Consider the following 26,209-nt stretch of genomic DNA (forward strand, 5'->3'; position numbering starts at 1 on the left):
TGGGCGGACCAGACCGCTCAGCAGCACTGATACAGGCGGACCCCGGTGTCCGCGCGGAGCGGGATACGGGGGTCCCACGGCTCATCACCGCCTGGATCTCGGCTCTAGCGAGCCACAAGGAGGCCGGTTCGCACGAAGAGGTACGAGTTACCAGTTCGCGGGCGCGTAGTCCTTGAGGAAGCAGCCGTAGAGATCTTCGCCGGCCTCGCCACGGACGATGGGGTCATAGACCCGAGCCGCGCCGTCGACCAGGTCGAGGGGGGCGTGGAAGCCCTCGTCGGCCAGTCGCATCTTGTCGGGGTGCGGACGCTCGTCGGTGATCCAGCCGGTGTCGACGGCGGTCATCAAGATGCCGTCGGACTCGAACATCTCCTGGGCGCTGGTGCGGGTGAGCATGTTCAGCGCGGCCTTGGCCATGTTGGTGTGCGGATGCCCGGCGCCCTTGTAGCCGCGGCTGAAGACGCCCTCCATCGCGGAGACGTTCACCACATAGGTCCGCGGGCCGGCCGCCGCCGACATCGCCGAGCGCAATCGGCTGATCAGGATGAACGGTGCGGTCGAGTTGCAGAGCTGGACCTCCAGCAACTCCATCGGCTCGACCTCGGAGACGGTCTGCACCCAGCTGTTGGTGTGGTGCAGATCGGGGACCAGGCCACCCGCGTCGATCGCGGTACCCGCTTCGATGCGGGCGGGCGTCGCAGAGCCGGAGACCAGCGCGAGCCCGGTGACGTCAGCGGCGCTCAACCCCTCGCCGGCGGCCGAGGGCAACGCGGCCACGGAGTTGACCGCGCCACTTCCAAAGGTGCCGATGACCTGCGCGGGTGGCAGCTCACCCGCGGGCAGCGGGGCGCTTTCGGCGGCGATGAGCTCCCGGTACGCCTGCGGTGAGCGACGCACGGTCTGTGCGGCGTTGTTGATCAGGATGTCCAACGGCCCCGCGGCGGCCACCGAGTCGGCGAGCGCCACGACCTGCGCCGGATCACGGAGGTCAATGCCGACGATCTTGAGCCGATGAATCCACTCATCACTGTCCGGCATCGCCTTGAAGCGTCGGATGGCATCGCTCGGGAAACGGGTGGTGATGGTCGTGTGCGCACCGTCCCTCAGCAGCCGTAGCGCGATATACATACCGATCTTGGCGCGCCCACCGGTGAGCAGGGCACGCTTGCCGCTCAGATCGGTACGGGCGTCCCGGCGGGCACGGTTCTCGGCCGCGCACGCCTGGCACAGCTGGTGGTAGAAGGCATCGACCTCGGTGTAGCGGGTCTTGCAGATGTAGCAGGACCGGGGACGCTGGAGTATCCCGGCGATCTCACCCAGGACGGAGGAAGAAGGCAGCAGGCCTTCGGTCTCATCGTCGATCCGCTCGGCGGAACCCGTGGCGGTGGCCTCGGTGACCGCCCTGTCATGGGCGGTCTTGGCGGCCCGGCGCTCCTGTCGGCGGCGTTGCTTGACCGTGCGGTACACGCCGGCCGTGGCGCGTCGCACGGCAATGGCGTCCGGGTGGTCGACCTCCAGTTTGTCCAGCTCGTCAAGCACGCTGAGGCAGACGGCAAGCCGCTCGGGGTCGATGCCTGGCCCGTACACCAAGCTGTCCTCTGTCACCGTCATGACCGCAGTCGTTCCTCTATCGCTCATACGCTGGGGGTTTCAAAAGCGCAACTTTACTGAGCAAAAGGGTGACGGCAAAATGCACCGTTCGCCCCCGTGGGGAGACGAACGTCATCCTCCGGGCGATCAGGGTGTCGGGCGCACCGGCGGGTGGTCGAAGACACAGTCCCCGCAGAGCCCGCCGCCGGGGGCGCGGTAGTACAGACAGCAACTGCCCCGGCGCATCGATGAGCCACGGACGGTGCCGGCGAGGTCGGGATGGCGAAGGAGCTCACCGGCCAGGAGGGCGGCCCGCTCGGCCACATCGACTCTGCCCCCTCGACGGGCCCAGCCGTCGATCTGGCGTACCGCCCCGGCGAGCGCCGAGCCGGCGTTGCCCCACAGCAGCCGTCGGGAGACGGGGGTGTCACGGCGCAGCGCCTCGGCGAGCGGTACGAGGTGGGCGTACTGAACGGTGTCCCGAATGCGCGCCGCGGTACCCGGCATCGCGCGCGGTGCGACCGGACGGCTCGGTTCCAGCAACCAGAGGTCATCCGGTGCGCCACGGCCTGGGGCCCAGACGAGCCGCTCGGGGTCGAGGGAGGGCAGTGCCCCGTAGAGCGCCGCCGCCCCCAGGGCGATGGACCAGAGGCGGGCAGCGAGCCCGAGCTGGGCGATCGAGGCGGCGACCCGCCGCTCCGGGACGGCCAGCTTGGCCATGACCGTGTCGACACGGAGGGTGAGGAGGGAGTCATCGCCCGAGTAGATCCGAGCGAGGGGCGCACCCGTCGCCGCGGGGGCAGTCGGTGCCTCGGTGGGCGTCGAGCTTCGCAGGGCGAAGAAACCACCGATCGAACTGAGTTCCCGCAGATCCACGTGCCCTGGCCGCACTCCGTCACCCCTTACGGGTTACCCCTCGGTCACCTTAACCATGGTCGAGGTTGCCCTTTTCTCTGGCACCCCCTCTGACCTGCATAACAGTCGCGCATGGGACTTTTGGCCTACGCTCGTACTCCGTCGGCAGTACGTCCAATTGACTGCTCAAGGACGACGACGTGAGCGCCGAACAGGGAGATTGTGGTCTGTATGAGTTCCCTCGTGCTGGCCGTGCTCCTGTCGCTGGTCTCCGCGGTCGCGTACGCGGCCGGGGCGATCATGCAGGAGCATGTCGCCGCAGCCACTCCCGCCCGGCCGTACGCCCCCCTGCATCACGCCGGGTGGTGGTTCGCCGTGTCCCTCAACGGCTTCGGGGCGGTGCTGCATGTGGTGGCGCTTGCCTATGGGCCACTGAGCCTGGTCCAGCCACTGGGCGCGCTGACCATAGTCTTCGCCCTGCCGATGGCGGCCCTCTTCGTCCGGCGCAAGGCAGGCGCGACAGCCTGGCGCGGGGCACTGATGGCGACGGCCGGCCTCGCCGGTCTGCTGGCGCTCGCCGGCGACGCGGGCTCCCACACCCTGGGCACGGGTCAGCGGGGCGTACTCGCCGCGGCGACCCTCGGCGCTATCGCCCTGATCTTCCTGGTCGCCCAGACCATTCACCGGCCGGTGTTGCGGAGCGTGCTGCTGGCCGCGGCGGCGGGCGTGGCGTTCGGTATCGCTTCGGTGTTCACCAAAACGGTCGCGATGAGCTGGGAGTGGGCCCGACCGCTGGTCCAGTGGCCGAGTCTGGCGCTGATCTCGGTGTTGGCGATCGGTGGACTGCTGCTGTCGCAGGCCTCCTACCGGGGCGCGGGCCTCGCCGCCCCCTTGGCCACCGTCACCGTCGTCAACCCGGTGGTGGCCGCGGCCGTGGGGATCACCATGTTCGGTGAGGGCTTCCGCTACGGCGTACTGGGCACGGTGCTGGCGCTGGGATTCGGAGCACTGGCCACCAGCGGTCTGATGCTGCTCACGAGCGAGCGGTTGAGCGCCGCTGGTGGCACGGCTGGTCCGGCCGAGTCAGCGGCGCCGCAGGACGACCCGACCGAGACTGATCCAAGCGAGGTTCCGACCGGGCGGACGGCACTGCCCCGTCCGTCCGCCGAGCCGGAGCTGCTGGCTGTGGTGATCTCAGAGCGAGACGCCACCCGCCCTGAGGTAGGCCAGGGGGTCGATGTCGGACCCGTACCCAGGCCCCGTACGAACCTCGAAGTGGAGATGCGGTCCCGAGCTGTTGCCGGTGGATCCTGAGCGGGCGATCCGCTGACCGCTGGCCACCTCCTGGCCGGCTCGTACGCTCAGCGCCGACAGATGGGCGTACTGGCTGTATCTGCCGTCGTTGTGCCGGATGACGACCTGATAGCCGTAGGAGCCGCCCCAACCCGCCGAGATGATCCGTCCCGAGGCGACCGCCTTCACCGAGGTACCCGTGGGGACGGGGAAGTCAACGCCGGTGTGGTAGCCGCTGGACCAGGCCGAACCCGTCTTGCGGTACGGGGTTCCGGTGGAGGAGTCGACCGGGGCGCTCAGCCTGGATGTGCGGGCGGGCTTGCTCGCGCTGGCCGGCCTGGCCTCCTGCTTCTTGACCGTCTGCTTCTTGGGGGGCTGCTGCTGCGGCGCCTGCTGTTTCGACGGCTTCTGCTGCGGCGGCTGCTGCTTGGGGGTCTGCTGCCTCACCCCCGGACGCGGCTTGGTCTCGCGCTTGTCATCGGCCTTGTCGGGCTGGGTCCCCGGACGGTCCTTGGTCGGGGCCTGCATCCGGACCACGAGTCGCTGCCCGGGGTGGATCATGTCCGGGTCGGAGCCGATGACGGGCCGGTTCTGGCTGTACAGCCGCTGCCAGCCGCCCTTGACCTGCTCGCTCTTCGCGATCTTGGAGAGCGAGTCGCCATGAGTCACGGTGTAGCCCTCACGCTGGGTGGGGACCGCGGTCGGTGTGGCCTTCGGCTGTGCGGCGGGCGCGGCGGCACGCGGGGCGGCCGCCTTCTTGGGGGAGGTCCGCTCGCTCTGGGCGGCCGCACGATCGCCCCGGTCGGCCGACTGGCCACGATCCGGTGAAACCTGCGGGGCATCTCCACCGCGGGTCAGACCCGCGCGGACCGAGCAGGTGGGCCAAGCCCCGGGGCCCTGCCCCTTGAGGACCCGCTCGGCGATGAGGATCTGCTGATCCTTGCTCGCGAGATCCGCCCGCGGGGCGTACTCACGGCCGCCGTACTCCTCCCAGGTGGCCTGCGAGAACTGGAGACCGCCGAAGTAGCCGTTGCCGGTGTTGATGGTCCACTGATTGGTGGACTCACACGCGGCGACCTTCTCCCAGACATCCACCGAGGCGGCCTGCGCTGGTCCCGCCCCGATCAGCGGAAGCGCCATTCCCGCACCGCTGGCGGTGACAGTGAGGGAGGCTCGGTTGATGCGGCTCGGCTGGTATCGGCGGTGCCGACCTGTTGCGGCCATGGCAGTACTCCCCCATTGAACAGATTGGTCAGATCACAAAAAGATCACGCTCAAGCCGTCAACTTAAATGCTCCATATGGGTGATGACAAGAGCTCAGCCCGGGGCGCACCGAGGCAGAGGGGGCGGGAACACCCCCAAGTACCCGTCAAACAAAGGCCCTTGGTTCAGCGGGACGGTCAGCTGAGAGCCGAGGAGCGCATCACGGCGAGAGCGGACTCGACGGGGAGCGTACCGCCGGGACAGGCGTCGGATCGGGCGAATGATGTCTTCAACCGGTCCGGGCCTCGGCGAAGGCAGGCCCGAGTTCGGCCCAGACGGGCCGGGGCTCCGCACAGGACCCCGTGGAACCGAGGCAGCCCTGCGGAGCGGCTGAGACGTCCAGGGAGCACCGATGCCCTGGCGCCGCAGGCCCACAAGGCCACCACCGCCACGAGCACGCCTGGGCACGGCCGCAGACCACTTCCGCAGAGCACCTGGGCGATGCTCTCCTTGCCGCCCCCGAAATGCGCCGAACGTCCGGTTCCTCGAAGATCGGTGAGTGGCTGCGTCCGCGCGTACGCGTATGGGAAGGCGGACGGGTTCGCCAACGGACCGGGAGCGAAAGCATGAGTGGAACAGCCCAGATCGGTGTGACGGGACTGGCGGTGATGGGCCGCAACCTCGCCCGGAACTTCGCCCGAAACGGCTTCACGGTCGCCGTGCACAACAGGACGACCGCCAGAACACGGGAGTTGGTGGACGCGTTCGGCGGCGAGGGCGCCTTTGTCGCTGCCGAGTCACCCGAGGACTTCGTAGCGGCCCTGGAGCCCCCGCGACGGCTGGTCATCATGGTGAAGGCGGGCGATCCCACGGACGCGGTGATCGAGGAGTTCGCTCCGCTGCTGGAGAAGGGCGATGTCATCATCGACGGCGGCAACGCCCACTTCGCCGACACCAGACGTCGGGAGCAGGAGTTGCGCCGGCGCGGCATCCACTTCGTGGGCACCGGAATCTCGGGCGGCGAGGAAGGCGCGTTGCACGGACCGAGCATCATGCCCGGCGGGTCCGTCGAGTCATACGCCTCGCTCGGACCGCTGCTGGAGCGGATCGCCGCCAAGGCCCCCGACGGTACGCCCACGGTCACACACATCGGGCCGGACGGCGCGGGCCACTTTGTGAAGATGGTCCACAACGGCATCGAGTACGCGGATATGCAGCTCATCGGCGAGGCGTACCATCTGCTGCGCTCCGTCGCGGGGTTCTCCCCCACCCGCATCGCCGACACCTTCCGCGGCTGGAACGCCGGGCGGCTCGACTCCTATCTGATCGAGATCACGGCCGAGGTGCTCGCCCATACGGACGCGGCGACGGGCCGACCGTTCGTGGATGTCGTTCTGGACCAGGCGGAGCAGAAGGGCACCGGTCGCTGGACCGTGCAGATCGCCCTTGATCTCGGGGTACCGGTCTCCGGCATCGCCGAGGCGGTCTTCGCCCGCTCGCTCTCGGGGCACGCGGACCTCAGATCAGCCTCGCGCGGGCTACCGGGACCGACTCCCGCACCCTTGAGCGGGGATGCGGCGGACCGGTTCGCGGCGCGCGTGGAACAGGCGCTGTACGCGTCCAAGATCGTCTCGTACACCCAGGGCTTCCACCAGATCAGGGCGGGCAGCGACCTCTACGACTGGGATATCGACCTGGGTGCGGTGGCCTCGATCTGGCGGGCCGGTTGCATCATCCGGGCCGCGTTCCTGGACCGCATCCGCGGCGCCTACGACACACGGCCCGATCTGCCGAGCCTGCTCTCGGACGCGGAGTTCACGGCTGAGATCGGAGCAGCACAGGACGATTGGCGCGAAGTGGTGGCGACCGCAGCCCGGCAGGGCATCCCCACGCCCGGCTTTTCGGCCGCTCTCGCGTACTACGACGCGCTAAGGGCCGAACGGCTGCCCGCTGCGCTCACCCAGGGGCAGCGGGACTTCTTCGGGGCACACACCTATCGGCGCATCGACCGCGAGGGGGTGTTCCACACCCTGTGGGGTGGCGACCGCTCAGAGGTCGCGGTCGGCTGAACACGGTACTCGGGCTGGTGTGGGGGTACCGGGCCAGTTGGCCCGGTACCCCCACACCCGTTCATCTGCCGAGTCTGCGGATCAGACCGGACCCGGGGCAGGCTGCGGCTCGGGGGGCTGGGGCTGAGGGCTGGGGGTCGGCGCGGGTGGAATGGGGTCAGGTGCGGGCCCCGGTGGTGGTGACGGGGTGGGCACCGGCCCAGGAATCGGCCCTGGAGTCGGCCCTGGCGGCCCCGGGGTCGGGACGGGCGAGGGGGGTACGGGTGGTTGGGTCATACCAGACCTCCATAGTGCGAAGTCATGCGTTCCCACTCTCTCCCCATCCGCGTTCCCCCGCCTGCGGGACCCACACCCGCTTTCCCCCTGCTTCACCCATGACCTACCCCGTCGGGGTCAGGGACGGGTGCGGGCCCGTTGGTGGCACCGCTGACCGCGCGGCCAGAACCGCCGCACGCAGACCCGGGCGCGGACTGGAGAGCACGGGGACGCTGGTGGTGACCCGCTCGGCGACATCCGCCATGGATGCCTGCGCCAGCACGATGACATCGGCGGCGGGGCCGATCTCATCGACGGCGGCGGCCACGGCGTCGAGATAGCCGTCCCGATCACCTGTCTGGAACCGCTCCCAGGCCCCCTCGACCAGTACGGTCCGTAGCTGGGGCCCGCCGTCCGCCTGACCTGCGGTGGCCATGGGGCGCGGTGACCTGGTGACCTCGTCGGTGATCAGTGCGGCCGTGGGCTCGACCGTGCTGTGCAGCGCGGCGACCACGGCGATCCGGCGGGAACGAGCCGCGACAGCGGCCATCGGACGATCGACCCGCAGCACCGGCACACCCAGCTCTGACGCGCTCGCTTCGGCGATGGCCCCCAGGGTGGAGCAGGTGCAGAGGATCGCGGTCGCACCCTGGGCGACCGCGCCGGCGAGTACCTCGGCCACCTGCGGGCCGACGGCATCCGCCCCCTCGGTGACGGCTCGATCCAGCAGGTCCTGATGTACCAGGTGGAGCAGCTCAACACCGGGATGGTCCTGGTCTCGCAGGGTGTCGAAGACAGGGACATGGACCGGGGAGGTGTGCAGCAGGGCGAGCATGGACGCAGCGTAGCGGCCGCTCCTCCCCGCAACCGGGGGTGGCATCCTGGTCCAGGATGCCACCCCCGGTCAGCCCCATACGCCCTCGCGCTGGTGGCGCTGGTCAGGGCCGATGGCTTTCCGGCTCACCACTGCTGCGGGCTCTTTCCGAGTTGCTCCTTGGCCGCGGCGACAAGCTCGGCCGGAGGTTCGGGAGCCTCGTCGGGGTGTCGCTGGGCCCACTTCGCCGCGTACGGGCAGAGGGGCACGACCGGCACCGCCTCACGGGCGGCGATCGCGTAGAACTCCCGCACCAGCGCGCCCGCGATTCCCCGGCCTTCGTGCTCCTGCTCGACAACGGTGTGCACCGCGACCAGAGCGGCCGGGGCTCCCTCCAGGGTGAAGTACGCGATACGACCGATGACCTGGCCGTTCTCATACGCCTCCAGAAGGCCCTTGCTCCTGTTGTCACGAATGTCGAACTCCTGCTCCGGCATGGCAGACGGCTTCCTCGCTGTAGGCGTTGTGGCCCGTATGGACACAGTCGGACCGCTCCATACTGGTCTATTCCAGGCCCGCCAGGCGATTATCCGCGGCTCAGCGCTAGACCCGGACGTGCGGAGCGCGTCTGGTCTCACTTTCCGGCACGGGCGCTGAAGCGTCCGCACCCAACTCCACTATCCTGTTGCCCGCGTCCACATGAACGACCCGGGGCTCCAACGACCGCGCCTCCGCGTCATCCACCTGGGCGTAGCTGATCAGGATCACCAGATCCCCCGGATGCACCAGATGGGCAGCAGCCCCGTTGATGCCGATGACTCCGGAGCCCGGCTCACCCTCGATGACATAAGTCTCCAACCGCGCACCGTTGGTGATGTCAACGATATGGACCAACTCGCCGGCCAGGAGATCGGCCGCCGCCATCAAATCCGCGTCGATGGTCACCGACCCCACATAGTGCAGATCCGCCTGTGTGACGGTAGCTCGGTGGATCTTGGACTTAAACATGGTGCGCAACATCTAAGTGCTCCCCAGTCTAGGCTCCCTGCCTGCATTTTTGCAGGTCAAGGGCGTCTCCCCTACCGTACAACGAGTCATATGCCCGGTCGACCGCCCCCCAGGGTTCTCGAAGCCTGGTACTGACCGATTACCGATGTTACTGACGAACCGTCAGGCAGGTTCACAGGAGCCGCGCGACAGCCCACGCGCCCTGCCGCCACGACCGCGCGAGTCTACGCAACGGCCTTCGAGAGCCCCGCGGTTCGGCCCTCCGGGCGACTTCCACCGCGGCACGGACCCACAACGACGGGGTCAACGGACGGTAGAGCCGGAGCGGGCGTGGACCGACCGTCCCCCGCGGCGGGGCTCCGCTCCGGAGGCCCCGGGAAGCAGTCCGTGGATCATCAGAGCTATCGGCAGGCCCACGCGGCGCGGTGACATGGCTGCGGACTCCCCGTCAGCGAAAGCGAGGATGCGATTTGGCCATTGTTGTTGTCCGCCAGGCGGCACTCGGGGTGGCAGGCAGCGGGCATCAGCCAATGACTCGGCCCGTGCCCCGGCATGCCCTGAAGCCGACCCGGCGTGACCAGCCAGAAGGAGCAGACCTGCCCGTAGATCTGCGGACATTCCATGCGGGCCCCACCCGATTACCAGTAGTGCCGACGGCCTCCCACCGCGTGCCCGAGCGCCCCCAGGGCCCACAGCACCACGCCGATCCCGACCAGGATGATCCCGATCGTCCACAGAACGCCAATGCCGGCCACCAGGCCGATGATCAGAAGAATGAGGCCGAGGATGATCATTTTGCCTCCGGTCGTGGAGCGTTTCCCCTGGTCCCAGGGTTGCCCGGTTCTGTCGGCTGCACAACAGGAGCGAGCGCTCCGCTGGGAGCCCCCGCTGCATGGCAGGCGGCCCGGGGGGCCGTGAACCCGGGCCGCGAGCCCAGTCCCGGCGAGCCGGCCCATGTCGTGTCAGACGGGATAACCCGGGTATGCGCTGCCTGTCACCGACCGGCCGTCACAGGGAGTGGGTATGTCGAAGACCGAGGAGTCCGTCGAGGTCGCCGTGCCCGTTCGCACCGCCTACGACCATTCGCACCGCCTACGCCCAGTGGACGCGGTTGGAGGAGTTCCCACCGTTCATGGACGCGGTGGAGCGCATCGAGCAGCGCACTTCGACCCTGATCCCACCGGGTCACCAAGGTCGACGGCGTGGGACGGGAGTTCGACGCGGAGATCACCGGGCAGGTCCCCGACGAACGGGTCGCCCGGACCACCGTCAGCGGCGAGGTCCGCCAAGCCGGGGCGGTCACCTTCCACCGGCTCGACGACACGCACACCAGGGTCACGCTCCAACCCGACCACGACCCTCAGGGGATCGCCGACACCGTCGCCGGCAAACGCGGCTTCGTCCGGCGCCAGGCCGAGGGCGATCTGAAGAACTTCAAGCAGTTCATCGAATCCCGCGGCACCGCCACCGGCGCCCGGCGCGGCACCGCCTGGGAAACCCCGGGGCGACGGAACCCAGAGCACGGCATACGCAGACAGGTGGACCACACCCACAACCCATCGCACCCCATTTGCCCATGTTTGCCCGGCCAAGGGTAGGGGGATGCGTGGGTCCGGGACGCAGCGGCCGACAAGGGAGTCGCCACGACGGAGTCAAGCCGCTTGCGCTACCGGTGGGCGGAGGCCAACACCCCGCTCCCATCTCCGCAATCAGCGAGTCCGTCGGGCAACTCCATCAGCGACCAGAGCGCCTCAGAGTGCCTGACGGCCGCCCCCTTGAAGCCACTACTGACACGACGCCATCAGCCACCCGGCCCTCCCGGGCCGCCTAACAGCTTACGGAGGCATCATGAGGGCTCTGACCTGGCACGGCAGGCGCGATGTACGGGTCGACACGGTCCCGGACCCGAAGATCCAGGACCCGACCGACATCATCGTGAAGATCACCTCGTCCGGGATCTGTGGATCCGACCTGCATCTGTACGAGGTCCTCGGCCCCTATCTGGACGCGGGTGACATCCTCGGGCACGAGCCGATGGGCATCGTGGAGGAGACCGGACCGGAGGTCACCGCCCTGTCGCCGGGAGACCGGGTGGTCGTCCCGTTCAATGTCTCGTGCGGCACCTGCTGGATGTGCGACCGGGGCCTGCACTCCCAGTGTGAGACCACCCAGGTCACCGAGCGTGGCACCGGCGCCTCCCTCTTCGGCTTCTCCAAGCTCTACGGCCAGGTGCCCGGCGGACAAGCCGAGTACCTGCGTGTCCCCTTCGGCAACACCCTCCCCATCAAGGTCCCCCACGGGCCACCCGACGACCGGTTCGTCTACCTCTCCGACGTCCTGCCCACCGCCTGGCAGTCCGTGCGGTACGCCGACATCCCGCCCGGCGGCAGCGTCACCGTCATCGGGCTGGGCCCCATCGGCGACATGGCCTCCCGCATCGCCCTCCTCCAGGGCGCGGAACTGGTCATCGGCGTCGACCTCGTACCCGAACGGCTCTCCCGCGCCCGCGCCAACGGCGTCCACACCCTGGACCTCAACGAGTACGGCAAGGACATCGCCGACGAGATCCGCCGGCTCACCCATGGGCGCGGCACCGACGCCGTCATCGAAGCCGTCGGCATGGAGGCCCATGGAGCGCCGGTCACCAAAGCGATCCAGCAATTCGCGGGGCTGCTCCCGGACGCGCTCGGCGAGAAGCTGATGGACCGGGCCGGGGTGGACAGCATGACCGCCTTCAACCTCGCGGTGGACGCCGCGCGTCGCGGCGGCACCATCTCCGTCATCGGCGTCTACGGCGGAGCCATCGACCCCGTCCCCATGCTCACCCTCTTCGACAAGCAGATCCAACTACGCATGGGCCAGGCCAACGTCAAACACTGGGTCGACGACATCCTCCCCCTCCTCAACGACTCCGACCCCCTCGGCGTCGACGGCTTCGCCACCCACCGGCTGCCCCTCGAAGAGGGCCCCACCGCGTACAAGACCTTCCAGGCCAAACAGGACGGCATGGTCAAAACCCTGCTCATCCCCTGACGCCGGCCACCCCACCGGCTCCAAGCCCCATCAACCGGAGGTTCGATGCCCCGCGCCCTGGCGCTCGTCTGCAGTCTCACCCCGTCCCCCGACCGTTCCAGCAGCGCCCGACACCACCGAGTTCGGAAAGCAGTCACCCCTCGGCCGCCCCGCTCAACCCGCCGAGATGGCACCCGCCTTCGTCTTCCTCGCCTCACCTCAGGCCAGCTACATCACCGGTGAGATCGTCAACGCCACCGGCGGCACCCCACTGCCCTGACCGGGCCTCGACCGGAAGTGGCCACGGGCGGTCCTGACAGCCGCGTGCGCCGACCGCCAGGGCAACTCCGTCCCCGCCCCGCGCGGGACCGTATCCAGGAGAACCGTGAACAACGAACACACCGATGACAAGCCGACCGACCCGTCGCATCGCCGCCCCGACGGCGTGAGCGACACAACGGTGCGCGCGCTGGGCGCCCTCTCCGAGGCCCTGGAGACCGTGGAACGGGCCCGCGGCAGCCTCTACGCCTTCCACCAGCTGACCGGCGGCGCGGACCTGAAGCTCGACGAGGCGCTGGAACAGCTGCGTGCCGCGGGCCACGACGCCCAGGCCGACCTGCTCGAACGCGAGATCGTGGGCCGCAACGTCATCCCCGGCCATTGGACCTTTCAGATCATCGAGGCGTACAACACCCACTACTACCAGCCCTTCACCGACATCGAAGCCCGTATCCGGCGGGAACTGCTGGATGGCCGGCGGCATGTGTACGAGGCGGAGATGAAGGAAACCCGCCGCACACACGGGCGCCCCGGCCACACACCGGGCCCGTGACCGCCACGCATGACGCACATCCGCTGGTGCGCCGCACGCGTCCGGCAGCGCTGCCTCCATGTGCTCTCGCCGATCCGGGGCCGCCCGGTCGCCCTGCCGTGTCCTTCGGGGCCGTCCGGGTGATAGCAGACGTACCGTCAGACTGCCTGGTGCGCGGTCTTGGGGGCCTTCTCCACCGTGTCCGCCAATCGGGCGAGCATGCTGCGGTGGCGTAGCTGGATCAGCGCGTCCACGACGGTGTTGTGGAGCTTCCCCGCTGGTCCGCGCAGGGGGTGTTCATCGATGGTCACCAAGGCGTACTCCCCCCAAGGTCGAATCTCCAGGGCGATTCTGGCGGTGCCGAGCCGTCCGCTGTCGGCCTCCAGTTCCAACACACCAGGGGCCTCACAACGCCGGACGACGGTGCTTCCCGCCACGGACCACCGTCCGAGCCGGACGGTGTAGGCGATGCTGGAACCGACCCGCGGCCAAACACCGTCCTCGGGCCGGGACTCCGACGTTCCCACCACCCAGTCGCCGTAGCGCGTACTGTCCGCGAGGACCGCCCAGACATCGTCCACGGTACTTCTGATCAATCGGTGCCGTACGGCCATCGGTCCTCCAGATTGCATCGGATACACCGGAGCCTTCGCGTACCCGGCCCATTCGGGCCTACTCGTTCACTCTTGCAAGCAACCGAGGGATCTGCCGCCTGTCGCACACCCCACCGGGTATACGCCACCCCGTGAGAACTCCCCCCGTGAGCCCCCCGAAACCCGACTCCCCGCTACCGCTCAAGAAGGCTCTGACCACCCGCCTGCTCTACTTCTTCATCCTGGGCGATGTCCTCGGCGCGGGCGTGTACGTCCTGGTGGGCCAGGTCGCCGCCGAATCCGGCGGCGCGGTGTGGGCTCCCCTGCTCGCGGCGTTGTGCCTGGCCCTGCTGACGGCCGCCTCGTACGCGGAGCTGGTCACCAAATACCCGCGCGCGGGCGGTGCCTCGCATTACGCCACCCTGGCGTACGGACCGTTCCTCGGGTTCCTCGCCGGTTTCTGCATGCTCGCCGCCGGTGTCGTGTCCGTGGCCGCCCTGACCCGCGGGTTCGGCGGCGACTACCTGTCCGAGTTCGTCTCCCTCCCCGTGGTGCTGGTGACGATCGTCTTCCTGACCGCGTTGGCGCTGCTGAACGCGCGAGGCATCAGCGAGTCGACACGGGCCAACGTGGTCGCCACGGTGATCGAGGTCAGCGGACTGCTCCTCGTGGTCGGGCTCGGCGCCTGGATCGTGCTGCGCGGTGACGGAGACGCGGGCAGGCTCATCGAGCTGGGCACCCCTCACGAAGGACCCGCCGCAGCCCTGCTGAGCGGAGCGGTGCTGTCGTACTCGCGACCCAGATCGAATCCGGCGTCTGGCTGAGAGGACTCCTCGTACTGGCTGTCGGCGCGGCACTGGGCGCCATCGCCGCAGCACGGTCCCGGCACCACCACTGAACCGCGACCCCCCGTGCGGCGGACTCCGCCGTCCGATGTTCGCGGGAACCGAGGAGGTTGTGTTGTTGGGCTTCTCTCGATGAGCGCGCCGCGCCGGGGGTGGCGGCCGGCCGAAACGGGGTGTGGGCGCCTGATGAACGGTCAGCCCGATCTGATGTCGCCAGAGGTGCCTTGAGTGACTGCCAGAGTGCGAGCCGTCGGGACGAGAGCAGGACGACGGCGGTAGGACACACCGTTCGGGAGCTGGGTTCGGCGGGGGCGGCCGCGCTGGTCGGCGACAAGGCCGCCGAGTGGGCGGTGCGGCCCCTGCCCGCGGTCGCGGGCCCAGCCGGTTTCAGTGCTCGGTGAGCATTCCCTTCCGCAGCCTGCCGAGGGTGCGGGTCAGGAGGCGGGAGACATGCATCTGGGACAGGTTCAGTTCATCGCCGATGGCTGCCTGGGTCATCTCCTGCCCGAAACGCATCTCCAGGATGCGCCGGTCACGGGCGTCCAGATCCTCCAGCAGCGGCGCGAGAGACCGGAAGTCCTCCACCAGCTCCATCGCCGGGTCGACATCGCCCAGGACATCACCGTATGTCGGTCCCCCCAGCCCTGGGGCATCTTCGGAGTCAGCCGTCGCAAGGTCGAGCGAGCCCGCGGTATACCCGTTGGACGCCACCATGCCTTCGATGATCTCGTCGTCGCTCAGACCGAGGAACTCCGCCAGCTCTCCGACGGTCGCGTCGCGGCCCAGCTCCGCGGCCAGTTCGTCCCTGGCCTTGGCCAGCTCGGTGCGCAGCTCCTGGAGCCGGCGCGGTACGTGGACCGCCCAGGAGGAGTCACGGAAGTAGCGTTTGATCTCCCCGACTATGTAGGGAATGGCGAACGTGGTGAACTGCACTTCGCGTCTCAGGTCGAACCGGTCGATCGCTTTGATCAGACCGACCGTGCCGACCTGGACGATGTCTTCCATCTCCCCGCCGCCACGATTGCGGAACCGGCCGGCGGCGAAACGCACCAGGGAGAGGTTCATCTCGATCAGGGTGTTGCGAGCGTACTGGTACTCCGCCGTGCCCTCCTCCAGGATCCGGAGGCGGGCGAAGAAGACCTCCGACAGGCTTTTCGCGTCCCTGGGGGCGATCCGGGAAGGGTCGGCGACCTGCGGGAGGCCGGTCACCGGCGCGGTGCCGGTCGTTTGCCCGTACAGGGTGCTGTCACAGGGCGGTGCGGATAGGACGCTCGTCATCGCGGCCAGGCTCCCTTCGAGCGCGGATGTGAACCTGCACCTGCCCGAACCCCCGGTGCGCACACCTGGCGCGGCCCCCTCACCCGCGCATGGCCCGAATGCGCTATCCCCGAGACCTGTACCCCCAGGTCCGTACCTCAGTGCCCCACCCTCGGAGCTGGGCCGAACGGGTAGCAGGTCGGCACATCGGCGGAGCGTTGCGGGTGTGGACGATCTCTGCCCAGGTACACGGGGCGTATGAGCGAACATGACCCGCACCTCGTCCTGGCCGCCGGGAGTTCGGCGTCGCTGTTTCTGATCCTCGTCGGTGTCGTCCTCGTAGCCGGGCTGCTGACCGCCTTCTGGGTCGGCAGCCGACGCACCCGCCGCCAGCCGAAACCGCCCCAGGGCCCCCAGCCCCGCTCCGACTCCTGGCAGCCGCCGGACACCCCCACCGACCCCGACCGCCATGACTAGGACCGGGCCCTTGCGGCCCGATCGCGACTGCGGTGGCGTGGCCTTTGCCAGGTACAGGTGTCTCGGAGGAGGTAAGTGAGCGGGCACCGCGAATCCCTGACCTCGACGATCCCCGCGTCGCCCGTCCCGGTGGTGGGCGAACGGGAGGGGTGGCGCATCCGATGCGACACGTGTCGAGCCGGAGCTCGTCGATCAGGAGGTGTGGTGGCGCCCGAAACGGGCAGGCGCGTCTAATCGGAGCGGTACGACCAGCTGTGAAGGGCGCGGATGCATGAACGGCACCAGGAACATCACAGCGCCGGCGCGGGCCGCCGTGGCGGTGGAAGGCGACCACTCGGCCCTCATCCATGACGCCCGCCAGGCCAGCCGGGCCTTCGCAGCCGCGCTCACCCCCGCACCGGGCGCCGACGCCACGGACAACCTGCTTCTGGTTGTCTCCGAACTCGTCACCAACTCCTTGCGCCACGGCGGGGGCAGGTACACCCTCGCCCTCGCCGCGGACCCGGACTGCATGACCGTGTCCGTCAGCGACCCCAGCGCGGAGTTGCCGCACGAACGCACCCCCGACCTGGGCGGCATCGGTGGTGGCTTCGGTTGGCATATGGTCAACCATCTCGCGGACCGGGTCACGATCGTTGCCAACCCCGGGTCGGGTAAGACCGTCCACGCCCGTCTGCTGCGATAGCAACCGATCAGCCGGGCTGTCGACGCCCACTCCGCGCGCCCCGTTCGAGGAGTGCCGGGGAGTGCCGTTCGGGATGGCGCGGAGGTTTCTCGATGCCGTCACCGCCCGGTTCGTGCGGATCTCCACATGGTGAACAGGCCCACTCCGACTCCGGTGATCGTGGTGAGGGCGGTCGGGCCCGCGATGGCGAACACCAGCGTGGCCAGGGTGATCAGCACGAGTAGCGCGGCCAGATCGAGTAGTTCCCTGTGGACAGGCCGCGGGGGAACCGAGCCCGGCTCCATTGACCGCCCTGGGACCGAGCGAGGGAGCGGCGGAAGCGGATCCGGCTGCGGCAGGGGTGGGTGCCCATTGCTCTCTTCGGTGTTCATGTCCACCAGTGCAGCGCTCGTTCGCCGATCTCGGTAGGAGTCACGTACGGACCCGTACGGACCCGTACGGACCCGTACGGACCCGTACGGACCCGTACGGACCCGTACGGACACGACCGTTGTCGGCCGGCGCCGTACACCGCGAGCGTCCGCAGTTGTCCGGGGGCGTACGGAACAGCCCGGTCGCGGCCGATCGACCGGCCGTGCTCGTCGACCCTCGTACGGGCGGCGAGAGCATCGTCTACGGTGGGTCCCTCACCTGTCGTCAGGGGGATCGATGACCGGCCTAGCCGCCGAAACGGGGCATGGCGAGCCCCGGGGATACCACACGGAGCTCGCCGTCTTGGCCCAGGGGCTGAGCGACCTCTGGATCGGATGCGGCAGACCGTCGATGCGGGGCCCGCTCACCCGGTCGACGGGACTGGCTCCTTCGGTGATCAGCGATGCCATGAACGGGAAGCACCTGCCGAGCCGGGACAATCTGATCTGCATCGTCCGAGCCCTGCTCACCCATGAGACCGGTGCGCCCGTGGACGATGGGGATCCTCGTGTCCGGAGATGGCGCTCTCGCTGGGAGGAAGTCGCACGGCTGAGAGTGGAACACCAGCGCAGGCACGGCAGTCTGAAGCAGCCCCCTCCGACCACCCGCTCCGCCGCCCCCATGAGTCGCAGCCTGCCCCCCACCGCCACCATCTCGGACATCGACGCCGCGCAGGGGGCGGTGAAGGACGATCTGTCCCAGATCGATCAGTTGGCGACAGCCGCGAGCCAAGAGCTCCTGGTCAGCATTGATGCGCGGGACCAGATCGCGGACGAGATCGCTGACTTGAAGCGGCAACTCCGGCAGAAGCACATCCGCAAGGACGAGTTGCGCCGCGAAATCGTGTCGCTGGAGCAGGAAAGGGACGAACTAAACCAACGCATCGCACATCTCCGTCAGGAGCTCATGCTGATGCGAGAGGACCGGCTGGGTCTGGTCGAGGAGGAGAGTGAACTGAACGACAGAAGAGCCCGGTTGTTCTTCGAATGGGCCCGCTCGGAAGAGGCGAAGAACGCTGTCTCAGCAAAGCAGCTGGAACAGCTGAGCGCCCAGCTGACCACAACCGAGGCCATGCTGAAGGCCGCGGACCAGCTCATTCTGCGCCTACGGCCGCCCGAGACCCCCTGACGCCGGCTGCCGCACAGCGCACGCCCCTCGTCACCCTCCTCGGCGGTTTCGGCGTCGCCCAGTCGGGCTCTGCGCTCCCGGACACACCGCGAGGCACAGCGTCGGCGCCATCGCGCCCATCGACCTCGGTCATCGGTCATCGGTCATCGGTCATCGGTCCAGGGTGAGAAGCACCTCGTCGATCTCCTTCCCCCGGGCGTTCGCGAAACCCCGTTCACCACCTGTCACCACGAAGCCGCACTTTCCCAGCACCCGGATCGAACCCTCGTTGTCCGCAGCGGCACGGGCGTACAGCGGGCGCTCCGACACCAGGCCGAGGAGCTCCCGCAGGGCGGCGGTGGCCACCCCACGCCCCCAGTGCTCCCGCCCGATCCAGTAGGTCACCTCGCGCTCCCCGGCCGGGCCGAAGACGGCCACATGCCCGAGAACCCCTCCCGACTCCCCCTCGACAGCGCGCACAAGGACCGCCGGATCCTGCCGAATCCGTGCCCAATGGGCATGGAATCGTGCCCGGTCCGACGGTTCCTCGGCGGTGAACGCCGCCATCCGAAGCCCCTCGGGATCAATCGAGTGTGCATAGAAGACGGGCAGATCGCCGTCCCGCACCTCTCTCAGGGATACACCCATCGCAGCCGCCCTCATCTCGTCACGAGCACTCCCCCACACCCTGTCACCCAGGCCTGACAACGACCACGCGCCCAGGACCACGGGCCCGGTCCATACGGTCCCCCCGTCGGGCCGGCCACGCCGAGTCCACAGCCGAGTCCACAGCGGCCGAAGGCGCGTCAGGGTGCCGGAAGGCACGGACGGTCGAGGGTGCGGTGGAACCCCCGTTGGCGGCTTCGGCCCGCTCACCGAGGACTGCGGTGATCCATCGCGCTCCAGCACGATCGGACCGGAGGGAGGCCGGGTGCGTACCGACCGTCAGCGGCCCGCCGGTCAACCCTTCCCACAGCATCACCCCGAACGTCGTACGTACTTGCGCACACTGTGCGGCCGTACGTACAGTGTGCGAACCGGAAGAGTACGCACCTCTGGAAGGAATCGCGATGACGTTCAACCCCGTTCTCTGGCAGGCCCGCCTCAACGAACTGCGCGCCACCCACCACGTACCGGGTGCCACGCTGGCGGTACTCGCCGACGGGGAGATCCACGAACTGGCGAGCGGTCTGCTGCACCGGGGGACCGGCGTGGAGACCACCACCGACTCGGTGTTTCAACTCGGCTCCATAGCCAAGATCTACACGGCCACACTGGTGCTGCAGTTGGCCGAAGCGGGCGAGCTGGACCTCAACGCCCCGGTCCTCGATGTACTGCCCGACTTCTCCGTCGCCGACTCCGATGCCACCGAGTCGATCACCATTCGGCAGCTGCTCAGCCACACCAGCGGCCTCACCTGCGACTTCACCCATGACAGCGGACGCGGCGACGACTGCCTCGCACGGTATGTCGAGGCCGCCAGAGACGTGGCCCTGGACTGCCCGCCGGGGGCCGCGATCTCCTACAGCAGCGTCGGCTACAACGTACTCGGCCGCATCGTCGAAGTGGTGACCGGCGGGACATGGGACCAGGCCCTGAAGGAGCGGCTCGTCGCGCCACTCGGCCTCACCCACACGATGACGCTGCCTGAGGAGGCACTGAGCTTCCGGACCGCCATGGGCCATCTCCCCGGCGAGGGTCCGGAGCCGGATCCGGCGCCGGCCTGGGACATGATGCCGCGTTCGGCAGGTCCCTACGGCCGGGTCCTGGCCACCGCCGGCGATGTCCTCAGGCTCGCCAGGATGCACCTGGCCGGCGGCACGGCCGAGGACGGCACCCGCGTACTGGACAGCGACACCGTGGCCACGATGCAGCAACGGGTGGTCGACGTACCCGACAAGTGGACCGTCAGCGCGGACGGCTGGGGTCTGGGCTGGTCGCTGTACGACTGGTCCGGCACCACGGGGTACGGTCACGACGGCGCTTCGATCGGCCAGTACGGCTATCTACGCGTGGTACCCCAGGCCCAGGTGGCAGTGGTACTGCTGACCAACGGCGGTGCCGCCCGGCTGCTCTACGCCGATCTGATGCGAGAACTGCTCGCCGAACTGGCCGGTGTGCGCATGCCGGACGCCTTCGGGCCCGCAGCCCAACCGCCCGTTGTGGACATGGCACCGCTGGTCGGCACCTACCGGCGTGAAGGAGTCGTCATCACCGTCAGCACCCAGGGGGACGGGACGCCACACCTGCGGTACGAGTTCGTCGACGGCATGAAGGACTTCTCCCCGCCGCTGGACATGGAATTGACCCCGCTCTCCGGGACGGTCTTCGCCGCGTCCGGCGCCGGCCCCTCCTTCAGCGAGGACTGGATGCCCGTGGTCTTCGCAACCCTCCCCGACGGCACGGCCTGCTGCTACATCGGCATGCGGTGCGCCCCGAAGACCAGCTAGGGACCTGCCTCGCCGGGCGCCCGGTCAAGCCTCGATCGAGGTCGACTGCCCCTCGCTTGCCGATGACGCGCGCAGTCCTTCGACGGACCGGACCGGTTACCCAGTGCAACACAGGGGGGCTCGCGGTGGGAGCGGACCTCATCGGTGCCACGAGCAAGCATCACAGGGCTACATGAGAACGAGCCAATGTGTGCCATGGAAAGGCAAAAAAGCGCCACAGGAGACTCCCTGTCCGCTGGAATCTCCACAGCACCAACAGCTACACGGCGTACATCAGTTGCCATGACATGGGCCCGCACGCCCTTGAACGAGAGGCCGGCCATCACCAGGCAGACCATCCACCCCGTGAGCCGCATTCTGAACCGCTGCTCCGGGCTCGACGATCTCTTCAGTCCTCCCTCTGGCCGAAGCAGCTGGCGGAGATCCGCGTCGCGAGCAGAGAGACCCCCACCCCTATGAACGTCACCGTACTCGGACAAGGCTATGTCGGGCTTCCCCTGGCCATGCGCGCGGCTGAGGCCGGGCATCAGGTCATCGGCTACGAACCGAATCCCGCGCGATGCTCACGTCTGCTCTCCGGCGAGTCCTATGTGGAGGACATCTCCTCTGCCAGGCTGCGTCAAGCGATCGACTCGCAGGGCTACCGAGCCACCTCCGACCCGCGCGAGCTCAAGGGCTTTGACATCGCGGTCATCACGGTCCCGACCCCGCTCACCAACCGGGCACCGGATCTGACCTGCATCCGTGATGCGGCGCGTGCCCTCGCCGGCTACATCGAGCCCGGCTCCACCGTCGTGTTGGAGTCGACCACCTACCCGGGCACAACGCGCGATGTTCTGATCCCGCTGCTCGAAGAGGGGTCCGGACTCGTCGCAGGCCGTGAATTCTCCGTGGGCTTCAGCCCGGAACGCATCGACCCCGGCAATGCCGTCTGGCAGTTCGAGAACACACCGAAGGTCGTATCGGGTCTGACCGCCGACTGCCTCACCCAGGTCCAAGCGTTCTATGACACTCTCGTCGAGGTAACCGTGCCCGCCCGAGGGTTGGAGGAGGCCGAACTCGCCAAGGTCTTCGAAAACACCTTTCGCCATGTGAACATCGCCTTGGTCAATGAACTCGCCAAGTTGGGGCACCTACTGGGAATCGATGTGGGTGACGCCCTCGATTGTGCCGCCACCAAGCCCTTCGGCTTTATGCGGTTCACTCCCGGACCAGGAGTGGGCGGGCACTGCCTGCCGATCGATCCGGTGTATCTCTCCCACCATGTGCGACAGCAGCTCGGTGAGACCTTCCGCTTCGTTGAACTCGCGCAGGAGGTCAACGAACGTCAGCCCGCCTATGTCGTCGAACGCCTCCAGAACGCTCTCAACCGGTACGGCAAGTGCCTCAAGGGCGCGCGAATTCTCGCTCTGGGCCTGACGTACAAGGCCGGCACCGCCGACGCCCGCGAGTCGCCGGCCCGGAGTGTGGTCGATTTGCTGACCGCGAAGGGCGCCCACTGCACCACCGCCGACCCGCATCTGGCCAGCGCGCCCGGCTCGGCTCACCTCACCGCGGTGACCCCGCAGGACATAGCGGCAGCGGATGCGGTCGTGGTGCTGACCGATCATCCCGAGTTCGACTTCCACTCCGTGCGTCAGAACGCCTCGTACGTCCTGGACACCCGCCGTGCGGTGCCGGCCGGCGACCACATCGAGCACCTCTAGCAGTTGCCGTCCGAGATCCCAGAGAACAAGCGAGGAACCGTGTCCGAGAACTCCCAGCTCGCCCGTACCGGCTCGGCCGCCGGTGCCATCATCGTCGGTGGGACCATCGTCACCGGTTGGTGGCTCCTCGGCATCGCCGCCCTGGTCGTGGGTGCGGGTGCCATCCTGATCCGGGTGGGATTCCGCCGCGATCGCACGGCTGATCAACGATGACCCCAAGACCCCTCGCCGCCCACCCCCACCACTCCGGTACGGTCCTCGCCGGGGCCATCGCCCTCACCGCGGCGGCTGCGTGGGCGGCGCAGCACGCCATCGCGGCAACCCACTTCGGCGATGCGACCCGCGGCCGGCTCGGCGCGGTCTGGGCGGTCACCTTCGTGTTGTTGATGGCCCAGACCGTGATGTACCACTTCGACCGGCCCTACCGGGCAACCCCACGCAGTGCTCGCCGGCTCGCCGAGCTGCATGTCGCCGTCCTCGTCCCGGTCTACAACGAGGATGACGGATATCTTCGACTCGGTCTCCAGTCCCTGTTGCACCAGACCAGGCGCCCCAACAGCGTGCATATCGTCGACGATGGTTCGACCAGCACGGAGTATGGCGCGGTACGGCAGTGGTGGCTGGCGGCCGCCGAAAGCGCTGGCGTGCGGACGACCTGGCGGCGCGTTGCCAATGGAGGCAAACGCCATGCTCAGGGCCATGGGGTGCGGGTCAGCCCGGAGGCCGATATCTATGTGACGCTCGACAGCGACAGCTGTCTCGCGCCCAACGCCATCGAGGAAATCCTGATTCCGTTTCGACGTCGGTCGGTGCAGTCGGTGGCAGGGATCGTTCTGGCCACCAATCACCGTGCCAATCTGCTGGCGCGGATCACCGATCTCTGGTTGTTGACGGGTCAGTTGGTCGACAGGTCCGCGCTGTCAACGGTGGGAGCCGTGCTGGTCAACTCCGGCCCGTTGGCCGCGTACCGGGCTGAGGTCATTCGGGACAACCTCGACGCCTATCTGGGTGAGACATTCCGCGGCCGTCCGGTGACCATGTCGGACGACAGTCTGCTCACGCTGTACGCCTTGCTCCGGGGAAAGACGGTTCAGCAACCCACCGCGGTCGTGTTCTCGGCGATGCCGGAGAAGTTCGGGCATCTGTGCCGTATGTATCTGCGCTGGATGCGCGGCTCAACGATCCGTTCCCTGTGGCGTATGCGCTATCTCCCCCTGGAGGGTGTGGCCTACTGGATTCATCTGCTGCGTTGGTTCCAGGTCGCCCTGTCCACCTCGGTCCTGGTGTGGCTTCTGGTGATCGAGCCGCTGAAGTACGACAATGCTCCGGACGCCTCCTTTCTTCTCATTCCCTTTCTCATCGGCTGGGCGCAAGGACTGCGCTATCTGAGCATCGTCCGCTCCGATGAACGCATCCGAAATCGCCTGGTCACCTGGCTGCTGATGCCGCTCGCGGTGGTGTTCGCCTGGACCGTGCTGCGGTTTATGCGCTGGTACGGGGCTGCTACCTGTGCGAACACCGGGTGGGGGACCCGGCAGGGCGGCGCGGAGGTGTCCCTCGGTGGAGAGACGACGCGGGGCGAACCCGACATACCGGCTTCCGTACCCGCCCCGTCCGGCTTCCCCGTCCATCCACCCCGAACGGCGCCCCCTGTCGCCCTACTGGAGCCCCTTACCGAGACCACCCTTGAGCTGCGTATTCGCAGAGCGGACTGGGAGTGAGTGGCCCCCTCGGGCTGGCATGACGTCTACCGCCGGGTCCCGGCGTCACACCCTGATACGGGCCTCCCCCCATCGGGGGCCACCAGGGCCCCACTGGGCCCGCAGAAGCGGGATCCACCGGGAGGAAACCGCGGTGACCAGCGCTGTTGGTAGAGCTTTCGGCCGTCTTGGAGGACGGCGATACGGGGCGTCGCCAGCAGTTGGGAGGCCCGCAGCGCAAACCCGACCGAGCCGGGGTGCACTCGTTGGGGGCGACCAGAGCGGTGGCTTCTCCACCTGGAGCACAACGCCCGCGCCTGGCCGGCCTCCGCCGCCGGATGCCGCAGTACCCGCCGAGTGACCTGCTGTCCTTCAGCTCCGCTGTCCCCTCTGGCGTTGCGCTCCCGCTCAGATACCGCTGACGGCGTCGCGGCGCCGGGCCGCCGCGCCGCGGTCTAGCAGCATGTCGACCTCGGTACGGAATCGGCCACGGCGTTCGGCGGCCTCAGCTGCGCCGATGGCGGGCTCGTAGACGGTGGACGGCTCCCAGCGGGGTACCGCCTGCGCGGGGGTGAGGCCCGGTTCGATGCCCATCCGGGCGAGCGCCCCGACACCGAGTGCGGTGACGTCCGGCAGCGAGGAGACCTCCACCGGAATCTGAAGGAGATCGGCCTGTGTCTGCATCAGCAGGGCGGAACGGGTCAGTCCTCCGTCGACCCGCAGCACGGACAGCGGTCGACCGAGGTCGAGGGAGACCGCGTTGACCAACTCGGCCACCTGGGCGGCGATCCCCTCACACAGCGCACGCACCAGATGCCCCGGGGTGGTCCCGAGCCCGAGTCCGCTGAGCGAGCCGCGAACATCCCCGCGCCACCAGGGGGCGGCGAGTCCAGCCAGCGCGGGAACGAAGGTGACTCCGCCGGCATCCGGCACGGACGCGCCGACCGGGTCGAGATCGGCTGCCCCCGAGATCACGCCCAGCTCGGTGAGCCAACGCACCGCGGACGCGACGGTGTAGACCTGACCGTCGAGGCAGTAGTCGGTGCGCCCGTCCAACCGCCAGGCGACACAGCTGACCAGTCCGCTTCGGGTGCGGCAGGGGGTGTGTCCGGTCTGAGCGAGGAGGAAGGCACCGGTGCCATAGGTGCATTTGGCGGCTCCGGGTTCGGTGACACTCTGTGCGAGGAGGGCTGCCTGCTGATCGACGAGCAGTCCGGTGAGGGGAATCTCCCGGCCGAAGGCGTGCGTCATCCCCACGCTGCCGGCCGCGTCCACGATCTCCGGCATCCTTTCGTCGGTGAGCGCGAAGACCTCAAGGGCCCGGGGTGACCAGGCGACCCGTTCGAGGTCGAGCAGTTGGGTGCGGCTCGCGGTGGCGGCATCGGTGACAAAGGCGCCGGTCAGCCGGTGGGCCAACCAGGCATCGGTGGTGGTGACCACGCCTTCCCTGGTTCGCTCACGCCGGATCCAGGCCATCTTGGGGGCGGCGAAATAGGGGTCGAGCGGCAACCCGGTGAGCTGGGTGAGCTCATCGGAGTAGCAGGAGAGCGCGGCACAGATCGGTGCCGAACGGCGATCCTGCCACACAACGGCCTCGGTCAGGGGGGTGCCGCTGACGGGGTCCCACGCCAGCACGGTCTCACCCTGGTTGGCCAGGCCGACCGCGGCCACCGGCTCCCCCGCCTCGGCGAGGGCCTGCCGACCGGCGTCGATCACGGAGGTGAGAAGGGACTTGGGGTCCACCTCCACGCTGTCGCCCGGACCGTAGCGGGGGCGCACCGGAGCAGCACCCGAGCCGATCACCCCGCGTTCGGGGCAGATGACCAGGGCTTTGGTGCCTGATGTGCCTTGGTCAACGGCGAGTACGGGGCTTGACATGGGTCACCACGTTCTTCGGCTGGAGGGACCCTCGATCATCACGAATGCGTCAAGAACCCCTTGATCATCGATCATTGACGACAAGCCAGGGTGGAGCAGGTCACGGCATCCGTCAAGGCGGATTTCCGGTGGGGAGGTCGATCCCGATCGGATCTGACTTCATGGATCCGTATCAATCAACTTCTTGTC

25 protein-coding genes and 3 pseudogenes are annotated in these 26,209 nt (G+C 68.4%); 16 read left to right on the forward strand and 12 right to left on the reverse strand.

What is annotated here, in order from left to right:
* Positions 1-147: 147 nt before the first annotated feature.
* Together NBG84_RS14865 and NBG84_RS14870 are read right to left on the reverse strand one after the other, a co-directional pair.
* Complete coding sequence (locus tag NBG84_RS14865) at positions 148-1,611, reverse strand: SDR family NAD(P)-dependent oxidoreductase (protein ID WP_250919902.1); 1,464 nt, start codon at positions 1,609-1,611, stop codon at positions 148-150.
* Positions 1,612-1,737: 126 nt separating this feature from the next.
* Positions 1,738-2,466 (reverse strand): (2Fe-2S)-binding protein, encoded by a 729-nt coding sequence (locus NBG84_RS14870; RefSeq protein WP_250919903.1) that lies wholly within the window; start codon positions 2,464-2,466, stop codon positions 1,738-1,740.
* A 210-nt stretch (positions 2,467-2,676) separates the two neighbouring features.
* Here NBG84_RS14870 and NBG84_RS14875 point away from each other — a divergent pair, with 210 nt between their 5' ends.
* Positions 2,677-3,759 (forward strand): DMT family transporter, encoded by a 1,083-nt coding sequence (locus NBG84_RS14875; RefSeq protein ID WP_250919904.1) that lies wholly within the window; start codon positions 2,677-2,679, stop codon positions 3,757-3,759.
* Here the strand turns inward: NBG84_RS14875 and NBG84_RS14880 are convergent.
* Positions 3,640-4,962, reverse strand: coding sequence for a transglycosylase family protein (locus tag NBG84_RS14880; protein ID WP_250919905.1), 1,323 nt, complete (start codon positions 4,960-4,962; stop codon positions 3,640-3,642). The two genes, NBG84_RS14875 and NBG84_RS14880, sit on opposite strands and share 120 nt — an antisense overlap.
* 606 nt (positions 4,963-5,568) lie before the next feature.
* Here NBG84_RS14880 and gndA point away from each other — a divergent pair.
* Positions 5,569-7,011 (forward strand): NADP-dependent phosphogluconate dehydrogenase, encoded by a 1,443-nt coding sequence (gndA, locus tag NBG84_RS14885; protein WP_250919906.1) that lies wholly within the window; start codon positions 5,569-5,571, stop codon positions 7,009-7,011.
* Between the two features lie 379 nt (positions 7,012-7,390).
* Here the strand turns inward: gndA and NBG84_RS14890 are convergent, their stop codons facing one another.
* The 4 genes from NBG84_RS14890 to NBG84_RS14905 all read right to left on the reverse strand — a co-directional run bounded on the left by NBG84_RS14890 (position 7,391) and on the right by NBG84_RS14905 (position 9,882).
* Positions 7,391-8,101, reverse strand: a complete 711-nt coding sequence (locus NBG84_RS14890; protein WP_250919907.1) for an aspartate/glutamate racemase family protein — start codon at positions 8,099-8,101, stop codon at positions 7,391-7,393.
* A gap of 125 nt (positions 8,102-8,226) precedes the next feature.
* A complete protein-coding gene (locus tag NBG84_RS14895) occupies positions 8,227-8,616 on the reverse strand; it encodes a GNAT family N-acetyltransferase (RefSeq protein WP_308312069.1) in 390 nt (129 codons plus the stop codon).
* A 67-nt stretch (positions 8,617-8,683) separates the two neighbouring features.
* On the reverse strand, positions 8,684-9,100 hold the full coding sequence (gene panD / locus NBG84_RS14900; protein ID WP_250919909.1) for an aspartate 1-decarboxylase: 417 nt from the start codon (positions 9,098-9,100) through the stop codon (positions 8,684-8,686).
* A 626-nt stretch (positions 9,101-9,726) separates the two neighbouring features.
* Complete coding sequence (locus NBG84_RS14905; protein ID WP_250919910.1) at positions 9,727-9,882, reverse strand: DUF6131 family protein; 156 nt, start codon at positions 9,880-9,882, stop codon at positions 9,727-9,729.
* A 229-nt stretch (positions 9,883-10,111) separates the two neighbouring features.
* On the opposite strand from NBG84_RS14905, the pseudogene NBG84_RS14910 reads away from it, so the two are divergent.
* The 4 genes and pseudogenes from NBG84_RS14910 to NBG84_RS14925 form a co-directional block, all read left to right on the forward strand.
* Positions 10,112-10,572 (forward strand): annotated as a pseudogene (locus tag NBG84_RS14910) (SRPBCC family protein); the annotation flags it as partial.
* A gap of 364 nt (positions 10,573-10,936) precedes the next feature.
* Complete coding sequence (locus NBG84_RS14915) at positions 10,937-12,121, forward strand: zinc-dependent alcohol dehydrogenase (RefSeq protein ID WP_250919911.1); 1,185 nt, start codon at positions 10,937-10,939, stop codon at positions 12,119-12,121.
* 61 nt (positions 12,122-12,182) lie between these two features.
* Positions 12,183-12,380, forward strand: a pseudogene (locus NBG84_RS14920) (SDR family oxidoreductase); the annotation flags it as partial.
* A 105-nt stretch (positions 12,381-12,485) separates the two neighbouring features.
* A complete protein-coding gene (locus NBG84_RS14925; protein ID WP_250919912.1) occupies positions 12,486-12,932 on the forward strand; it encodes a hypothetical protein in 447 nt (148 codons plus the stop codon).
* A gap of 137 nt (positions 12,933-13,069) precedes the next feature.
* Here NBG84_RS14925 and NBG84_RS14930 read toward each other — a convergent pair whose 3' ends face one another.
* A complete protein-coding gene (locus NBG84_RS14930) occupies positions 13,070-13,525 on the reverse strand; it encodes an SRPBCC family protein (protein ID WP_250919913.1) in 456 nt (151 codons plus the stop codon).
* Positions 13,526-13,728: 203 nt separating this feature from the next.
* Between NBG84_RS14930 and NBG84_RS14935 the strand changes: the two are divergent.
* Together NBG84_RS14935 and NBG84_RS14940 are read left to right on the forward strand one after the other, a co-directional pair.
* Positions 13,729-14,295: pseudogene (locus NBG84_RS14935) on the forward strand (APC family permease); the annotation flags it as partial.
* 278 nt (positions 14,296-14,573) lie between these two features.
* A complete protein-coding gene (locus NBG84_RS14940) occupies positions 14,574-14,750 on the forward strand; it encodes a hypothetical protein (RefSeq protein ID WP_250919914.1) in 177 nt (58 codons plus the stop codon).
* Here the strand turns inward: NBG84_RS14940 and NBG84_RS14945 are convergent.
* Positions 14,737-15,627, reverse strand: coding sequence for an RNA polymerase sigma factor SigF (locus NBG84_RS14945; protein ID WP_250919915.1), 891 nt, complete (start codon positions 15,625-15,627; stop codon positions 14,737-14,739). The two genes, NBG84_RS14940 and NBG84_RS14945, sit on opposite strands and share 14 nt — an antisense overlap.
* A 237-nt stretch (positions 15,628-15,864) precedes the next feature.
* Between NBG84_RS14945 and NBG84_RS14950 the strand changes: the two genes are divergently transcribed.
* A complete protein-coding gene (locus NBG84_RS14950) occupies positions 15,865-16,083 on the forward strand; it encodes a DUF6479 family protein (protein ID WP_250919916.1) in 219 nt (72 codons plus the stop codon).
* 271 nt (positions 16,084-16,354) lie between these two features.
* On the forward strand, positions 16,355-16,768 hold the full coding sequence (locus NBG84_RS14955) for an ATP-binding protein (RefSeq protein ID WP_250919917.1): 414 nt from the start codon (positions 16,355-16,357) through the stop codon (positions 16,766-16,768).
* A 98-nt stretch (positions 16,769-16,866) separates the two neighbouring features.
* Here the strand turns inward: NBG84_RS14955 and NBG84_RS14960 are convergent, their stop codons facing one another.
* Positions 16,867-17,139 carry a hypothetical protein gene (locus NBG84_RS14960; RefSeq protein ID WP_250919918.1) on the reverse strand — a complete coding sequence of 91 codons (273 nt, stop codon included), beginning with the start codon at positions 17,137-17,139 and terminating at the stop codon, positions 16,867-16,869.
* Positions 17,140-17,147: 8 nt separating this feature from the next.
* Here NBG84_RS14960 and NBG84_RS14965 point away from each other — a divergent pair, with 8 nt between their 5' ends.
* Both NBG84_RS14965 and NBG84_RS14970 read left to right on the forward strand, forming a co-directional pair.
* Positions 17,148-17,420 (forward strand): hypothetical protein, encoded by a 273-nt coding sequence (locus NBG84_RS14965; RefSeq protein ID WP_250919919.1) that lies wholly within the window; start codon positions 17,148-17,150, stop codon positions 17,418-17,420.
* Positions 17,417-18,307 carry a hypothetical protein gene (locus NBG84_RS14970; RefSeq protein WP_250919920.1) on the forward strand — a complete coding sequence of 297 codons (891 nt, stop codon included), beginning with the start codon at positions 17,417-17,419 and terminating at the stop codon, positions 18,305-18,307. The genes NBG84_RS14965 and NBG84_RS14970 overlap by 4 nt, the downstream gene beginning before the upstream one ends.
* Before the next feature lie 150 nt (positions 18,308-18,457).
* On the opposite strand, the gene NBG84_RS14975 is transcribed toward NBG84_RS14970, so the two are convergent.
* On the reverse strand, positions 18,458-18,934 hold the full coding sequence (locus tag NBG84_RS14975; protein WP_250919921.1) for a GNAT family N-acetyltransferase: 477 nt from the start codon (positions 18,932-18,934) through the stop codon (positions 18,458-18,460).
* Between the two features lie 422 nt (positions 18,935-19,356).
* On the opposite strand from NBG84_RS14975, the gene NBG84_RS14980 reads away from it, so the two are divergent.
* From NBG84_RS14980 to NBG84_RS14995, 4 genes are all read left to right on the forward strand, one after another.
* Positions 19,357-20,736, forward strand: a complete 1,380-nt coding sequence (locus NBG84_RS14980; protein ID WP_250919922.1) for a serine hydrolase domain-containing protein — start codon at positions 19,357-19,359, stop codon at positions 20,734-20,736.
* A 455-nt stretch (positions 20,737-21,191) separates the two neighbouring features.
* Positions 21,192-22,442: a nucleotide sugar dehydrogenase gene (locus NBG84_RS14985; RefSeq protein WP_250919923.1), complete on the forward strand. Its 1,251-nt coding sequence runs from the start codon at positions 21,192-21,194 to the stop codon at positions 22,440-22,442.
* Between the two features lie 39 nt (positions 22,443-22,481).
* A complete protein-coding gene (locus NBG84_RS14990; protein WP_250919924.1) occupies positions 22,482-22,655 on the forward strand; it encodes a hypothetical protein in 174 nt (57 codons plus the stop codon).
* Entirely contained in the window at positions 22,652-24,163 is a 1,512-nt protein-coding gene (locus tag NBG84_RS14995) for a glycosyltransferase family 2 protein (RefSeq protein WP_250919925.1), read from the forward strand. Before NBG84_RS14990 ends, NBG84_RS14995 begins: the two co-directional genes overlap by 4 nt.
* Positions 24,164-24,550: 387 nt before the next feature.
* On the opposite strand, the gene NBG84_RS15000 is transcribed toward NBG84_RS14995, so the two are convergent.
* Positions 24,551-26,020 (reverse strand): FGGY family carbohydrate kinase, encoded by a 1,470-nt coding sequence (locus NBG84_RS15000; protein ID WP_250919926.1) that lies wholly within the window; start codon positions 26,018-26,020, stop codon positions 24,551-24,553.
* Between the last annotated feature and the right edge of the window lie 189 nt (positions 26,021-26,209).

The organism is Streptomyces albipurpureus, assembly GCF_023701525.1.
GTDB classification, from domain to species: domain Bacteria; phylum Actinomycetota; class Actinomycetes; order Streptomycetales; family Streptomycetaceae; genus Streptomyces; species Streptomyces albipurpureus.